The following is a 14,858-nucleotide window of genomic DNA, read 5'->3' as shown; positions in this document are numbered from 1 at the left end:
CGGGCCGCACGAGTGTACGGCGACGCGCGAGCCTCTCCGGACGGGTCGCTCCTCGGATCGCGCCAGAAGTTCGTCAGGCCCGCGGTGCCTCGGCGGGCCAGGGCGCCGTCGGCTCCCGCGGGTCGTCCGGCAACAGTCCCGCCTGCCAGTCGTCGCGCAGCCTGCCGCGCTGCTCGCCGCCACGACGGATCGTCCCCTCGAACTGGAAGCCCAGCTTCCACGCCACCCGCCGCGACGCCCAGTTGCCGACGTAGGCCTTCCACTGCACCCGGGACAGGCCGAGACCCTCGGGGTCGAGCGCCCAGTCGACGACCAGGCGCGCCGCCTCGGTCGTCAGGCCACGGCCCCGCGCCTCGGGCGCCGTCCAGAAGCCGAGCTCGCCGTGGCGCTGCGTGCCCGGGTCCCCCTGGTGGGACATGCCGACCATGCCGAGGACGCGTCCGGCGACCTCACCCGGAGCACGCACCGCCCAGGTGAAGCGACTCTCGTCGGCCCACCCGGAGGCGACGTGCTCCTCGACGAAGCCCCGCGCGTCGGCGAGCGTGTACGGGGACGGCACGACCGTCCACTCCTGGATCGCCGGGTCGGCGCACAGCGCAGCGATGCGGTCGACGTCGGCGGACGTCGGGACGGACAGGGTGACGGCGCTGCTGCGCAGGACGAACGGCTCCATGTCCGGATCCTGCCAGCCGGACCGGTCGTGGTCAGGTTCTTTGCGGCGCGTCCTCGCCCGGGTGCGGATCGTCCGCCGCGCGTTCCGGTGCGGCGTCGGGTTCGGCGTCGGACCCGGTGCCCCGGTGGCCGGGCTCGATCGCGACGCCGTCGTCCGCGTCGTCCTCCGCGGACCCCGAGCTGTCCGGGGCGCCGCGCGGCAACGGCACCGGCCGCGCGCCGTGCAGCGTGGAGTACATCGTCCAGACGACGGCGACGAGGGGCACCGCGACGACGGCACCCAGGATTCCCGCCAGCACCGTGCCGCCGAACACCGCGACGGCCACGACGACGGGGTGCAGCGAGACCTGCTTGCCCATGATGAGCGGCTGCAGCACGTGGCCCTCGAGCTGGCCGATGAGCGCGATCCCGACGGTGACGATGAGGGCGGTGACGATCCCCTGGGCCGCGAGCGCCACGACGGCGGCGATGATCATCGCCAGCGGCGCGCCGATCAGCGGGATGAACGCGCCGATCAGCACCAGCACCGCCAGGGGCGCCGCCAGCGGCACCCCGAGGATGCTCAGCAGGACGAAGGCGAGGACACCGTCGATGAAGGCGATGATGACGGTGCCCCGCGCGAAGCCGGAGAAGGTGTACCAGCCGGCGCCGGCGGCCTCCCGCAGCCGTCGACGGCTGCGGGCCGGCATCTGGCGGGTGAACCAGTGCCACATCTTGTCGCCGGAGTTGACGAAGAAGATCGTGCAGAAGATCGCCAGCGCCACGACCATGAAGCCCTCGATCACCGACCCCGCGGACTCGGCGGCCTGACCGGCCAGGTTCTCGGCGTTGTCCCCGAGCCACTGGCCGGCGGTGTCCAGCCACTGGTTGAGCTGGTCACCGGTGACCGACAGGCCGAAGGGCAGGTTCTGCAGGAAATCGAGGATCTGCTGCAGGCCGGTGTCGAACTGCCCGGCGAGCTCGGTCCACTGCCCCGCGACGGACGCCACGACGAACGTCATGAGGCCGCCGAAGACGACGACGCCGGTCAGCAGGGACAGCACGGTGGCGAGCGGGCGCGGCATGACGCGGTCGTAGACGTCCGCGAGCGGGCGGAACACCGAGGTGAGCACGAGTGCCAGGAACACCGCGACGAACACGACCTGCACCTGCGCGACGGCGTAGACGATGAGGGACAGGCCGACCACCAGGGCTACCAGGCGCCACGACCAGCCTGCGGACGTGCGCAGCCACTGCGGGACGTTCTCCCTCGCCTCGGCCACGATCGCTCCCCTCGTCCGGGTGCTGCCAGTCTGCGTCTCCGCAGCCGTCAGTGCACGGAGAACCCGCCGTCGACGTGGATCGACTGGCCGGTGACGTACCCGGAGGCCGACCCGGCGAGGAACACCGCGGCTCCCGCGAAGTCGTCGGGGACGCCGTTGCGTCCCACGTGCGTGCGGTCCGCCAGGGCGGCCACCCGCGCGGTGTCCTCCTGGAGCCGCGCGTTGAGCGGGGTGAGCACGAAGCCGGGCACCAGGGTGTTGGCCGTCACGCCGCGGGAGGACCACGCCTCGGCCTGGGACCGGGCGAGCGACTCGAGGCCGCCCTTGGAGACGCCGTAGACACCGCTGGTGACGAACGCCCGGTGAGCCTGCTGGGAGCTGATGTGGATCAGCCGTCCGTGGCCCCGCTCGGCCATGCCCGGCCCGAACCGCTGACCGAACCAGAACGGCGCCTCCAGGTTGACCGCCATGGTCGCGTCCCAGACCTCGGCGTCGACGTCCGCCATCGGCGGGCGCAGGTTGATGCCGGCGCTGGACACGACGACGTCCGGCTCGCCGAAGGGCACGGCCGCGTCGTCGGCGGCCCGCTGGGCACCGGCCCGGGTGGACAGGTCGCCGACGACGACGGCGGCCCGGCAACCGAGGCCGGTCAGCTCGCGCGCGGTGTCGTCCAGAGCGTCCCGTCCGCGGGCCACGAGCACGACGGCGGCGCCCGCCCGGGCGAGCGCCGTCGCGATCGCGCGGCCGATGCCGGAGCTGCCACCGGTGACGACGGCGGTGCGCCCGGCGAGCGAGAACAGGTCCTCGACGTAGCTCATCGCCGCAGCGTACGACGTGGGGGGTCACGGGGGGCGACGCGGGGGGCGACGCGGTGGGCCGACGCCGGCCGCGCGCCACGTCCCGGGCGCCGGGAGCGCTAGAGTTCCGCCGTGATCGACGGATGCGACGGCTGTGACGGCTGCGGTGACGGTGGGGGCGGCCGCGGCAGCGGCCTCGGATGCAAGGGCACGTCGGCCGTGCTGGACCTCACGGGCTGCGACCTGCCGGACCGCCGGCGAACGCGCCGAGCAGGTCGACGGCGTGGGCGCCGTCGTGGAGGTCTGCTCCACCGTTGGGCCGCGTCGGCGACGACGCCGGCGCCCCGCGTGCGTCCCCTGCACGCCTGGGCGCTGCCGCGCCGGCTCGGGATCGCCGCGATCCGTGGCTACCAGCGGCTGATCTCCCCCGCGCGTCCGCCCTGCTGCCGGTACGTGCCGTCGTGCAGCAGCTACGGGCTGGACGCGGTGCGCACCTACGGTCTGTGGCACGGGTCGCGCCTCGCGCTGGCCCGGATCCACCGCTGCACCCGGGACGTTCCGCGGGGGACCGTCGAGCCGCTGGGGGCGCTGCCCGCCTGACGGCCCTGCGCAGCGGGGCGAACGGGTCCGGACACACGAAGGGCAGGGAGCACGCTCCCTGCCACTTTCAAGATATAGCGCACGGGGGGTCTTGCCGCAAGGCCCCCCTGCGGGCGCATCATCGAGTCTCGTCACGGGCCGGGCACGCCTGCCGCCCGGCCCCGCCGTTCCCGAGGACGGAGCCTCATGCCCCCGCAGACCACCAGCTCGTTCGCCCTGCCCGCGGCCCGCGCCGCCAAGTCCGACGTCCGGCGCGTCGGCGCCGACGACACGCACTTCGCCGCGATCACCGCCCACCTGGACGCCGCGGCCGACGACGTCCGCGAGCGTCTCGCCGCCGCCCGCCGCCTGCCCGGCGGCAGCGGGCAGGCGGCGTTCGACCGTGACCAGGAGATCCACCGGCTCACCGGTCGGCTGCGCCTGCTCGACCGCTACGGCGTCGACCTGTGCCTGGGACGGATGGTCCCGGCGGACGGCTCCCACCCCGTCTACGTCGGTCGCCTCGGCCTGACGGCGTCGGACGGCCGGACCCTGCTCGTGGACTGGCGCTCCGGTGCCGCCGCGGCCTTCTTCGGGGCCACGGTCGCCGAGCCCCGCGGGCTGGCCAGCCGGCGCCGGTACCGCTGGCAGGACCGCCGCGTCGTCGACTACTGGGACGAGGTGCTCACCCTCGACCTCGCCACCGACGGTCTCGCGCCCGACGACGACTCCGCGTTCGTGGCGAGCCTCGCCACGAGCCGTTCGGAGCGGATGCGCGACGTGCTCGGCACCCTCGCCGCCGACCAGGACGCCATCGTGCGGGACACGTCGCGCGGTGCTCTGGTCGTGGAGGGCGGCCCCGGCACCGGCAAGACGGTGGTGGCGCTGCACCGCGCCGCCTACCTGCTGGCCGCCGACCCGGCCGTCGGGGGCAGGCACGGCGGGGTGCTCGTCGTCGGCCCGAGCGACCCGTACCTCGCCTACGTGGCCGACGTGCTGCCGAGCCTGGGTGAGGACGGGGTTCGCCTGGCGACCCTGGCCGACCTGGTTCCCGAGGGCGCGGGCGCCCGCGAGGAGCCCGACCCTCGGGTGGCGGCGCTGAAGGGCGACGCCCGCCTGGTCGACGCCGTCGGTCCGGCGGTCGCGCTGCACGAGAACCCACCCACGACGTCGCTGCTCGTCGAGACGGCCTGGACCGACGTCGTGGTGACGCCGCAGGACTGGGCCGAGGCGTTCGCCGCCCCGGACCCCGGCACGCCGCACGACGACGCCCGGGAGGAGATCTGGACGGCGCTGCTCGACCTGCTCGTCGACAAGGCCGACGTCGGCGCGCACGCTCCCGCTGCGTACGACGACGAGGGCTGGGGTCGCGACCAGGAGGTGTGGGAGGACGACGAAGACCGCGGCACGGACGGTGTCGACGACGGTGTCGGCCACGATGACGACCAGTTCGACGCGTACGCCACGGCGGGCGCCGACCCGACGGCGGAGCTGCGCCGTGCGCTGGAGACGGACGCGGACCTCGTACGCGCCTTCGGGCGGGCGTGGCCCCTGCTGGAGGCGGCCGACGTCGTCGGCGACCTCTGGACGGTGCCCGCGTACCTGCGCCGCTGCGCGCCCTGGCTGACGCCCGACGAGGTGGACCTGCTGCAGCGCGACGTCCCGGACGCCTGGACGACCGCCGACCTGCCGCTGCTCGACGCGGCCAGGCGGCGCGTCGGCGACCCGGACGCGGCTCTGCGGCGACGGCGGCACGCCGTCGAGCAGGCGGCCGAGCGCGCCCGCATGGACGACGTCGTCGACCACCTGCTCGCCACGGACGACTCCGACCTCGGCGTGATGTCGATGCTGCGCGGCCAGGACCTGCGCGCCGCGCTCGGGCACACCGCCGACGCACCTGCCAACGCCGCCGACGCCCTCGCCGGACCCTTCTCGCACGTGGTGGTCGACGAGGCCCAGGAGCTCACCGACGCGCAGTGGCGCACGGTCCTGGCCCGGTGCCCCGCCGGGAGCCTCACGGTCGTGGGCGACCGGGCCCAGGCGCGCCAGGGGTTCACCGAGACGTGGGAGCAGCGGCTCGCCCGCGTCGGCGCGACCCGGGTACGGCGCTCGTCGCTGACGATCAGCTACCGCACGCCGGCCGAGATCATGGCCGAGGCCGAGCCCGTCGTCCGCGCCGCGATCCCCGACGCGAACGTCCCGACGTCGGTCCGCAGCACCGGGACGGCGGTGCGGCGCGGGAGCGTCGACGACCTGGAGGGCGTGGTGTCCGCCTGGCTGGCCTCCCACGAGGGAGTCGTGTGCGTCGTCGGCGCGGCCGACTTCCCGGAGCGGCCGCGGGTGCGGTCCCTGGCCCCGGAACTGACCAAGGGCCTCGAGTTCGACCTGGTCGTGCTCGTCGACCCGGAGTCGTTCGGCGACGGCGTGACGGGCGCCGTCGACCGCTACGTCGCCATGACGCGGGCCACCGCGGAGCTCGTCGTGCTGACCTGAGGTTGGCGGTGGTGCCACGGCAGGTGAGTCGACTCCACGCAGCGCATGATCGAGGTCGACGACGCACTCCCCGGAGGTGACCCGTGTCGACGTTGCCCGCCTATGACACCGCACAGCTCGCCGAGGTGCTCGGCATGCTGCCCGACGTCGACTCCGTCGAGCTCAAGCTGACCATCCCCGACGCCGACCACCGTCGCGTGGTGGCCGCGCTCGGCATCGATGTGCTGACGGCCAAGATCCGCCAGGTCGTTTTCCTCGACACCCCCGACCTGCAGCTCTCCGAGGCAGGCCTGGTGCTTCGTGCCCGCCGCACCCAGGGCCGGGCGGGCGACGTCACCGTCAAGCTCCGTCCGATGCTGCCTGCCGAGGCCCCCGAACGGTTCCGCGGCCGCCCGGGCTTCAAGGTGGAGCTCGACGCCTCGCCGGCGGGATTCACGTGCTCGTGCTCGCTCACCACCGAGGCGCCCGACGCCCGGGTTCGCGCGCTGGCGGGCGACCCGGGCATGCTGCGCAAGCTCCTCGACCGGTCCCAGCGGTCCGTCATCGACGACCGGCTGCCCTCGGGGACCGGCCTCGACGACGTCGTCGCGCTGGGTCCGGTCACTCTGCTCAAGGCGAGGTTCGCCCCGCCCGGCGCCCGGCGCCTGACCGCTGAGCTCTGGTTTCTGCCGGACGGGTCACGGATCCTGGAGCTCTCGACCAAGGCGGCGCCCGCCAGGGCGTTCCAGGCCGCTGCCGAGACGAAGGTTCTCCTCGCCGCCCACGGCATCGACCTGGGCGCTCCCCAGGAGACGAAGACGGGCACCACGCTCGCAGCCCTGGTCGCCGAGCGTGCCGCGCGCGCGTAGTTCTTCGTCGTCCTCCTGTGGGGTTCAGCCCTGGTCGGGCGTCACGGTCAGAGCGAGAAGTGCAGTCTCAGGGGCCCACGCGTGCGGCACCGCCGTGGCGAGATACCACTCCCAGAAGTGCCGTCGAGCCTCACGGGAACCGACCGCTTCCCACGTCGCGCCGCCGCACGCGGCGAGCGAGGCGAAGAAGCACGCCTCCCAGCCCGCCGGATCGGCCCGGATCTCCCCGACGCTCAGGTCGTCGAGGTCGGTGTCGTAGACGACGGTCGACGCCGCGGCGGCACAGGAGAGCAGGGCGTACCCGACGACCGGTTCGACCGTGCCGGACTGCAGCAGCCCGACTGCCCCTGCGTGTGCCGCTTCGTACTCGGCCTCGAGGTCGTCGACGTCGAGTTCGCCACACATCGTCGCGGCGACGTGGCGCAGCAAGGACTCTGCCGACTCGTGCAGTCGCGGGTGATCTTTGAGGTGCGCCAGGCTCTGGACCGCGCAGACGAGCGCCAGCTTGGCCCGGACGTACCGGGCGGCCTCAGGATGGATGTTCTGGCCGAGCATTTCGACGACGCGGTGCAGCGCCGCACGCTCGACCGCGGGGAGCTCACCGTCCTGGTCGATAGCCGCTGCGGCGCGTTCGATGCCGAAGACAAGGGGCTCCGGCATGGGCGTCGACGTCATGGCGGTGATGCTAGCGGTGCGGTGCGAGGAACGTTCTCCCTGTTCCGCGGCTGTCGGTCGGTATCGCCAGCGCAGGCATCGTCGCAGGAGAGCACGTGGTCAACGCGGGACATGGTCGATCTCTTGGGAGCTGACGTGCTTCGTCAGCGTCGGGCGAGACAGCAAGGACTGGCCCGACGAGTAGTCTGAAGCGACGCCGATGACCGAGGTAGGAGGTCCTATGGCGACAGCTCTGGGGCCCGCTGCGCCGAAGTCCGGTCGGCACTGGCACGGGCCGCTGACGCGGTGGCTCTATACCGTCGCTGGCGCGGGCGCCGGTCTCGTGATCGTGTGGACGTCGCCGTCGATCGGAACCCAGGAGTGGCTGGTCTGGGCGGGATTGGCGGTGGCACTGGCGACAGCGAGTGGCGCTGTCTTCGGCTACGGACTCGCCCGCTGGGCAGACCTGGTCAAGCTCGGGAGCGCTCCTCCGCTGAGGCGGGTGGGGACGTATGTCGCCCAGGGCTACGGCGCGGCACTTGGACTGGTGGCATTGGCATTCACGCTCGGCCTCGCGACGCCAGAGGGCCCGTCGCTCGCGACCGGTGGCAATGTGCGAGGACCACTCCTCGTGACCTTGGCAGCGATCGCTGCACTTCCCGTGGCAGCTTGTTTGGCTGCTGTCTTCGAAGCTTCGCGGACACTGGAAGCTCACGAGCCAGGCAAGGCTGCCGAGATGCTGATCGCACTCCGTCCGATGCTCGTAGGGCTCTTGAGCGCCCTGGGGACCCAGGTCACTCTCGCGACCCTCGCCCTGGGCGCCGCGCGACAGATCCACGATGCTCAGCCGGAAGCTGTCGTGATCATCTTCGGCGCAGCGTGGTCGGCGGTGGTCGCGATCGCGTACTCCCCCGCTGCTGGTGCCCATCGAGCAGCGGTGAGACGGCTGTGCCAAATGGTCGCGCCGATCATGGACTCAGATGCCGCAGATCTCCCTGAGCGCGCGGACGCACGCCGAAAGCTGGAGCTCGCACTTGGCGCGGACAGCAGCACGATCGCCGATGTGCAGGCGGGCGTCCTCATCTTCGCGCCTCTGCTCACGAGCGCGGCGTCGTTGTTCCTACCGGAATAGAAGTCGAACTCGACACACGCAAGCTCTCCCGCCCGGGGTGCACTCGGGATCGAGCAGACCGAGACCCGGTTCCGGGGGCTCACGGCGTCGCGATCAGCCCTTCCAGCACGCGGCGGAGCACCCGGTCAAAGGGGTCGCCGGCGGGTCCTGCGTCGGCGAGGGCCGCGGCGAGGTGCGGAGAGGACTCGGTGGACGTCGACCGTGCCGACAGATGGTCGGCAAGCGTGCGGCGGAACGCAGCAGGCGACCCCTCCAGCATGGGACGGCGCTGCTCCTGTTGGCACAAGATCCTGACGAGACCGTCGAACACCGCCAGGGCCTCCAGCTTCGCGCCTCCGTCGGCCTGCGCCGGTGCGAGAACGGCGAGCGCGTGCTCGAGGTAGGCGACCGCGTTCGGTCCCGGTTCTGGACTCGTGCCTGAGACCACGAGCATCCAGGGGTGCCGGCGGTAGAGGGAGCGCATGTCGTTGGCCAGGTCGAGCATCTGATCCATCCACGGTCGCTCGTCCGGCCCGTGCAGGTCGAGCTCGCCGCTGGCCTCGTCGCTCATGAGGGCGACGAGGTCTTCGCGGTTGCTGACGTAGCGATAGAGAGACGCCGCGCTAGTGCCCAGTGCTTGTGCGACGGATCGCATGGTCACGGCCCCCAGCCCGTCGCGGTCGGCAAGCCCGACGGCAGCGTCGGCGAGCTCGCGGCGGCTACGGGACGGCACCCTGCCTCGTCGACGAGGCATCGGTGACGAGAGCGTGTCGATTGCGGGTGCCACTGATCACCTCTCGGGAAACCGGATTACGTGAACAGCGTACGCATATCGTAGGCCGGGGTTGATACGAACAGTGTTCGCGAAAATGAGGGGGGCTGGACATGACCGACGACGTGCGATGGAGTCCGACGAGATGCCCACGCAACGGGCAGGTCGAGATCGCGTGGGACGAGATGCTTGGATCCGAGGGAGACCCGCTGCTGCTGGTCATGGGTCTCGGCACCTCTCGGTTCTGGTGGCCCGCTGGTCTGTGCCAGGCGCTGGCCGCCGAGGGATTCCACGTCGTGCGCTACGACCAACGCGATGCCGGGCGCTCCTCGTCACGATCGTTGACGGCGTCCACGATCGCCTGGACCACCTGGGCCGGCGCGGCGTCCGGCGGTGGTGCCGCCACCAGCGAACCGGACGGCTCCCCGGCGCAGCCCGCCAGGACCGCGCCCCCGAGCACCAGCACGATGGCAACGCCGCAACGCCGCCACGTGAGCTTCATCATGGCCGGACCGTAGTGGACCGATGCGCTCGGGGCCCGGCGCGCCACGCAACAGAGTCAGGTGACGGGTCTGCCCCTTTCGTCAGGGCTGCAGGGCGGTCATCAGATCAGCCGCGCAGTGCGGCGCCGTGCTGAAGACGACGAGATGGGTCGTGGTACCGGAGGCGAGCACGGAGCGCAGCTGGGTGAGGTCAGCATCGGCGGCTGACACCGACGTGCCGCTCGCAGCAGGAGGCGCGCTCGCATCGATCAGCTCGGCGGCGCCCAGGCCCCGCCAGATCGAACCCAGTCCCACCCGTGAGGACAGAGCGTCGGTGACCGTGATGTCCTCCGGCTCGGAGCCCGGCTCCAGGCGACGCAGAACGCCGGGCAGCCCGGACTCCAGCCCCCAGGTGACGTACTCGGTGAGAAACTCCACGGCCTCTGCACCGGCCTGCCGCACAGCTGGGGTCGCCAGCAGCCGGCGCGCGCCGACTACCGCGTCGGCCTCGGCAAGCGCGTCGGGCACCTCGTCGGCGAGCTGCCGCACTGCCTCCTGGTCGTCCGCCTCGATCGGCGCGAGCGTCACGGCACGCGACACGGCGCGCAGGGCCGAGACGTCGTTCGCGCCGAGGGGAAGCACGCGCCACCCGACCTCACCCCCGAGAGTCGCGGTGACAAGGTTCCTCTTCAGCGCGTCGAGAGCGTGCTCGGCGTCGAGGCGCACCACGGTGCGGCGCGCCTCGACCTGCGAGTAGCTGATGGCCCAGTGCCGAGCGGTCGCGATGACCTTCCGTGTATCCACGGGGGAACTCTCCCACCGTGTCCAGCGGCAGCGAAATTGCCTGGGTGCAGGCCCTGGGTGGTCTTCGTCGATGTGTCAGGCGGACTTGAGGGGCACCCTGGAGACACTCTCGGCGACGACCCCCGCTCAGGAGCCGACCGGTGACCGGGGGTCGAACGTGTCGCGCGCTGCCTCGGCGGTGGCGAAGATGGCCCACCGGATCAAGGGCCGCACGACGTCCCGCAGGCTAGTCACACAGCGTTCGGGATCTCGAGGCGAGGCCCATTCGTGCTGAATCATCGAGGGAGGTGAGTTCGACGCGGGCACGTCGAGGAGTGCCCGCCGTTCATCGGACCGACCCAGACAAGCCCCGCCAGACGGCACCGAGCGTCTCACCCTGACGGTGATCGCTCCTCGCGCGGAAAAGTTCGCGCCGCTGATCGCTCGTTGCTCCCTTGCGATCCAAGTAGTTGTTGAGGGTTGTCGGGATGTGCCGGCCGAGGATTCCGCGCTCAATGGTGTGCCCCGGCTTCCGTGGAGTCGGATTACTGGATTCTTGTGCCACCTGACCCTGTAGGAGGGGCCTCGTGGGACGTCGTGGTTATCCGCCGGAGTTCCGGCGCAAGGTGTTGGATCTGCTCGAGTCGGGCCGCAAGGTCGCGGACGTGGCGCGCGATCTGGAGATCAGCGACCAGACGATCTACGCCTGGCGGCGCCAGGACCGCATCGACAAGGGCCTCAAGCCGGGCCTGACCAGTGTGGAGAAGGCCGAGCTCACCGCGGCCAGGAAGCGGATCGTCGAGCTGGAGACCGAGCTGGCGATCCACCGGCGCGCGAGCGAGCTGCTGGGGAAGGTGGTGCCCCCAAAAGACGGTTCGAAGCGATCGCGGTGATGGCCGGTGAAGGGCTGCCGGTCCAACCCGCAGCGCGGGCCCTCGGCTGCTCGGAATCGGGCTACTACGCCTCACTGGTGCGGGCACCCTCGGCCCGACACGTGCGGCACGCCCTGCTCACCGAGACCATCCGCACCATCCACACCGCCTCCCGGGGCGTCTACGGCGCCCGCCGGGTGCACGCCGAGCTGACCAAGGGCCACGACATCCAGGTCTGGCACGGCACCGTGGAGATGCTCATGGCGCGTGCCGGCCTCAAAGGCGTCGGCGGGCGACCGAGATGGCGTCGCGCTCGCCCCGACCTGATCTCCACCGACCTCGTCGATCGGCAGTTCGCCCGCGATGGCGTGAACGAGCTGTGGGTCACCGACATCACCGAGCACCCCACCCGAGAAGGCAAGGTGTACTGCACCGTCGTGCTCGACGTCTGCTCCCGGCGCGTGGTCGGCTGGTCGATCGACTCCTCGCCCACGGCAGCCCTGGTCACCAACGCGCTCAGCATGGCCATCGAGAACCGCCGGCCACCGGCCGGGACGATCATTCACTCGGATCACGGAGTCCAGTTCGGATCCTGGGCCTTCACCACCCGGGCCAAGGAGTCTGGCCTGGTGCCCTCGATGGGATCGATCGGCGACTGCTACGACAACGCCGTCATCGAGAGCTTCTGGTCACGCATGCAGGTCGAGCTCCTGGACCGGCGTCGATGGCGCACGCGCCTGGAACTGGCGAACGCGATCTTCGAGTACCTCGAGATCTTCCACAACCGCCAGCGCCGGCACTCCGCCCTCGGCTGGCTGACACCCGTAGAGTTCGAGAACACAGCAACGATCACCGTGGCCTAGATTCCAGTAATCCGACTCCACGGAAGCCGGGGCACACCAAAGCCTCCATCAGACCCAGGGCGGTTCAGACGTCGTCGCGGAACTCCTTCGGGTGGGGTCTGGGCACGGGACACATCCTTCCAGCAGCACCCGCAGGCACCACAGGTCAGGTGTCACCTATCCGTGCAGCAGTCCCGATTGATGCGCGCCGGGTTCAGTGGAGGCTTGGAGCTGAATCTTCGGCGATGGTCGGGGTGGGGTCGGACGGCGGTCAGTGTCCTCGATCGTGAGTGCGACTCGACCGTCATGGCAAGATGTCCACGAGCCATCGCGTCGAACAGGAACCGGACCACCCTGCGTCACGCCAGCTTGTCGGACTCTTCCAGCAGCGGGAGCAAGGAGTCCCGCAGCGCGGTGTTCATGGTGGCGGACGATGTCAGGTCGAGCCCGTCGAGAGCACGTTCGACGTCCGCCCGGGCCCGTGGACCGTCTCCTGACGCGAGGTGGGCCGTTGCCCGTGCCCGCAACGACAACCGGGTGAGCATGGTTGCCCGGGTCTCCTCGGCGATAGCGAGGGCGCGGCCGGCCTCCTGGACGGCCTCTGCGTGCCGTTCGAGTCCGACGAGCGCCTGGGACATGAAGTAGTGCAGGGTTCCGACCACGTATGTCGTGGCGTTCGAAGCCGACGCATCGGTCTGGAGGCGACGGTGTGCGGACCGGAACTCATCGAGCGCCAGCTGATGATCACCACGGGCCTGCGCGTGGTTGCCGATGGCTGCCGCGGCGCTGGCAAGGCCCTCCGCGTCGCCGGCGAGACCGAAGTGCATCAGTGCTTCACGGCTTGCCGCCAGGCTGCCCTCGATCTCGTTCTTCTGCAGCATCCAACTGAGGTAGTAGTGCGTCCAGCCGAGCTGCTGGTGGTCCCCGGACCTCTCCGCGGCGGCGACCGCGAGCCGAGCGATCCGGAGCCCTTCGGTGGCATCCCGTGCCTCGATGACGGTGGCCCACACGAGGTAGCCCAGGTGCATCGCTTCGAGGCGCGCATCCTCGAGGGCCCGTGACGAGTCGACGGCGAGGCCGAAGAACTCCACCCAGTGCCCCCAGTCCGCCCAGAGCTCCGAGAACCAGTGCAGCGCGTCGGCGGCCTCGACCACCAGGGTGTGTTCCCCAGCCTGGGCCGCGGCCCTCATCGCCGGCCACCAGTGCTGTTCCTCGAGGCGGATCCATGCATCGGCCGACGTCGTGTCGGCGAACGTCATGCCGGTCGCAGGGGCGTTCGTCGGCGTCCGTTCCGGCTCGAACCAGGCGCCGGCGCGCTCAAGGCTCTCGAGCAGCCAGTGCCTCAACCGGACGCGCCGCGCCAGTGTCTCCTCGGCGGACTCGGCGTCGGCACGTCGTGATCCGGCGAACAGGCGGACGAGGTCGTGGAGGCGATATCGGTGACCACCGCGGGCTTCGACCAGCCCGAGGTCGGTCAGTTCGTCCAGATGGGACTCGACGTCGACGATGCTCAGCGGGGGCTCGAGGGTGGCCGCGGCGATCCGGACGTCGAAGGTGCCGGCCTCGATCACGGAGACCGAGCGGAAGAGTGCCGCGACCGGAGGCGCCAGGTCCTCGTACGACGGGGCGAAGGCGGCAGCGACCGCGAGGTCGCCGGCCACCAGCATCCGCAGCCGGTCCTCCGCCGACCTGATACGTGCCGAGAAGTCCCCCGCCCGGACCGCTGGCATCGAGGCGATCCGGTTGCCAGCAATCCGCAGGGCGAGCGGGATGTTGCTGGAGAGCTCCGCGAGGTCGCGGAGGTCACCGGCGTCGCGTTGGTCGGCGGGGATGATGGCCCCCAGGAGCTCCACGCTCTCTTCGGGCTGCATGGGTCCGAGCGTGATGCGGCGCACCCCCTCCAGGCCGGTGAGAGCACGGCGCGAGGTCACGACGACCGCGCTACGCGGATCCAGCGTGAGGACCGGTCGGACCTGAGCCTCGGCGTCGGCGTTGTCCAGGAGCACGGTCATGGGGGTCGTCCCGGTCGCTGCCCGCCACCGTCGTACCGCGTCGTCGAGGGTTCGCGGCATCGACTCGTCGGCGCCGGGTGTCTGGCGCAGCAGGCCGCTGACGACCTGCAGGGGCGTCAGGGGCGACGAGGTCAGACCGTACAGGTCGAGGAACACGATCGGCCGCGAGCCTTCGAGTCGGTGGATCGCCTCGAGCGCCGTGGTGGTCTTGCCGATCCCCGCGAGCCCGGAGATCACGACGGGAGCCCCTCGCACCGCCGCGGACCCGGAGACGAACGACACGATCTCGGCGAGCTCCCTCGCCCGACCGCTGAAGTCCCAGACCCGGTGAGGGGCGACCGCCGATGCCCGTGGCTCGTGGGCGGCGACTGCTCGTCCGGATCGCGACGCGCGCATCAGGGCCTCGCGGTCGACCGGACGGAGCTGGAGACCTCGGGCGAGCGCATCGACGGTCCGGCGGTGCGGTGCGGCGCTGACGCCTCGCTCCACGTCACCAATTGTGCGGACGCTCACGCCCGAGCGTTCCGCCAGGGCTTCGAGGGTGAGATCGGCGGACATCCGGAGCTGCCGCAGCTGTTCGCCCAGGGTCGGAGGGCGCGTCACGGGAGGAGATTTCGCACTTCTGCCTGCTTTCTGCCTGGTGACCGGCCCGGGTCGGGCACTGAGATGGAGGTGAGCG

Annotated in this window: 12 protein-coding genes and 1 pseudogene; 6 read left to right on the top strand and 7 right to left on the bottom strand. The window is 71.4% G+C overall.

The features are described 5' to 3' along the window. Positions 1-73: 73 nt before the first annotated feature. The 3 genes from ACWAT2_RS14635 to ACWAT2_RS14625 are packed head-to-tail and all read right to left on the bottom strand — an operon-like array spanning position 74 to position 2,752. Positions 74-673 (bottom strand): GNAT family N-acetyltransferase, encoded by a 600-nt coding sequence (locus ACWAT2_RS14635; protein ID WP_480049030.1) that lies wholly within the window; start codon positions 671-673, stop codon positions 74-76. Between the two features lie 31 nt (positions 674-704). After that, complete coding sequence (locus ACWAT2_RS14630) at positions 705-1,934, bottom strand: AI-2E family transporter (RefSeq protein ID WP_480049029.1); 1,230 nt, start codon at positions 1,932-1,934, stop codon at positions 705-707. 47 nt (positions 1,935-1,981) lie between these two features. Beyond that, positions 1,982-2,752 carry an SDR family NAD(P)-dependent oxidoreductase gene (locus tag ACWAT2_RS14625; protein WP_480049028.1) on the bottom strand — a complete coding sequence of 257 codons (771 nt, stop codon included), beginning with the start codon at positions 2,750-2,752 and terminating at the stop codon, positions 1,982-1,984. A gap of 327 nt (positions 2,753-3,079) precedes the next feature. Here ACWAT2_RS14625 and yidD point away from each other — a divergent pair, with 327 nt between their 5' ends. From yidD to ACWAT2_RS14610, 3 genes are all read left to right on the top strand, one after another. Continuing rightward, the gene (gene yidD, locus ACWAT2_RS14620; protein ID WP_480049027.1) at positions 3,080-3,331 is read left to right on the top strand and encodes a membrane protein insertion efficiency factor YidD; all 252 of its coding nucleotides are present in this window, start codon (positions 3,080-3,082) and stop codon (positions 3,329-3,331) included. Positions 3,332-3,517: 186 nt separating this feature from the next. Beyond that, entirely contained in the window at positions 3,518-5,803 is a 2,286-nt protein-coding gene (locus ACWAT2_RS14615) for a HelD family protein (RefSeq protein WP_480049026.1), read from the top strand. Positions 5,804-5,886: 83 nt separating this feature from the next. Beyond that, on the top strand, positions 5,887-6,651 hold the full coding sequence (locus ACWAT2_RS14610) for a CYTH domain-containing protein (RefSeq protein ID WP_480049025.1): 765 nt from the start codon (positions 5,887-5,889) through the stop codon (positions 6,649-6,651). Between the two features lie 24 nt (positions 6,652-6,675). On the opposite strand, the gene ACWAT2_RS14605 is transcribed toward ACWAT2_RS14610, so the two are convergent. Next, the gene (locus ACWAT2_RS14605) at positions 6,676-7,326 is read right to left on the bottom strand and encodes an Imm5 family immunity protein (RefSeq protein WP_480049024.1); all 651 of its coding nucleotides are present in this window, start codon (positions 7,324-7,326) and stop codon (positions 6,676-6,678) included. A 220-nt stretch (positions 7,327-7,546) separates the two neighbouring features. Between ACWAT2_RS14605 and ACWAT2_RS14600 the strand changes: the two genes are divergently transcribed. Then, positions 7,547-8,437, top strand: coding sequence for a hypothetical protein (locus tag ACWAT2_RS14600; RefSeq protein WP_480049023.1), 891 nt, complete (start codon positions 7,547-7,549; stop codon positions 8,435-8,437). A 79-nt stretch (positions 8,438-8,516) separates the two neighbouring features. Here the strand turns inward: ACWAT2_RS14600 and ACWAT2_RS14595 are convergent, their stop codons facing one another. Then, on the bottom strand, positions 8,517-9,149 hold the full coding sequence (locus ACWAT2_RS14595; RefSeq protein ID WP_480049022.1) for a TetR/AcrR family transcriptional regulator: 633 nt from the start codon (positions 9,147-9,149) through the stop codon (positions 8,517-8,519). Positions 9,150-9,301: 152 nt separating this feature from the next. On the opposite strand from ACWAT2_RS14595, the gene ACWAT2_RS14590 reads away from it, so the two are divergent. Further along, a complete protein-coding gene (locus ACWAT2_RS14590) occupies positions 9,302-9,706 on the top strand; it encodes an alpha/beta fold hydrolase (RefSeq protein WP_480049021.1) in 405 nt (134 codons plus the stop codon). Positions 9,707-9,772: 66 nt separating this feature from the next. On the opposite strand, the gene ACWAT2_RS14585 is transcribed toward ACWAT2_RS14590, so the two are convergent. Further along, the gene (locus tag ACWAT2_RS14585) at positions 9,773-10,474 is read right to left on the bottom strand and encodes a hypothetical protein (RefSeq protein ID WP_480049020.1); all 702 of its coding nucleotides are present in this window, start codon (positions 10,472-10,474) and stop codon (positions 9,773-9,775) included. Positions 10,475-11,040: 566 nt separating this feature from the next. Between ACWAT2_RS14585 and ACWAT2_RS14580 the strand changes: the two are divergent. Continuing rightward, positions 11,041-12,188 (top strand): annotated as a pseudogene (locus tag ACWAT2_RS14580) (IS3 family transposase). Positions 12,189-12,526: 338 nt separating this feature from the next. On the opposite strand, the gene ACWAT2_RS14575 reads toward ACWAT2_RS14580, so the two are convergent. Further along, positions 12,527-14,782 carry a helix-turn-helix domain-containing protein gene (locus tag ACWAT2_RS14575; protein ID WP_480049019.1) on the bottom strand — a complete coding sequence of 752 codons (2,256 nt, stop codon included), beginning with the start codon at positions 14,780-14,782 and terminating at the stop codon, positions 12,527-12,529. Positions 14,783-14,858: the final 76 nt, after the last annotated feature.

Source organism: Isoptericola sp. GX10416 (assembly GCF_056590155.1).
The sequence above is the reverse complement of the archived record's forward strand: the minus strand, read 5'-3'. Positions and strand labels throughout refer to the sequence as shown.

Bases quoted from the DNA above. Each gene is read 5' to 3' on its own strand.
- ACWAT2_RS14635 (WP_480049030.1), bottom strand. From the start codon at position 673: ATGGAGCCGTTCGTCCTGCGCAGCAGCGCCGTCACCCTGTCCGTCCCG.
- ACWAT2_RS14625 (WP_480049028.1), bottom strand. From the start codon at position 2,752: ATGAGCTACGTCGAGGACCTGTTCTCGCTCGCCGGGCGCACCGCCGTC.
- ACWAT2_RS14615 (WP_480049026.1), top strand. From the start codon at position 3,518: ATGCCCCCGCAGACCACCAGCTCGTTCGCCCTGCCCGCGGCCCGCGCC.
- ACWAT2_RS14605 (WP_480049024.1), bottom strand. From the start codon at position 7,326: ATGACGTCGACGCCCATGCCGGAGCCCCTTGTCTTCGGCATCGAACGC.
- ACWAT2_RS14600 (WP_480049023.1), top strand. From the start codon at position 7,547: ATGGCGACAGCTCTGGGGCCCGCTGCGCCGAAGTCCGGTCGGCACTGG.
- ACWAT2_RS14590 (WP_480049021.1), top strand. From the start codon at position 9,302: ATGACCGACGACGTGCGATGGAGTCCGACGAGATGCCCACGCAACGGG.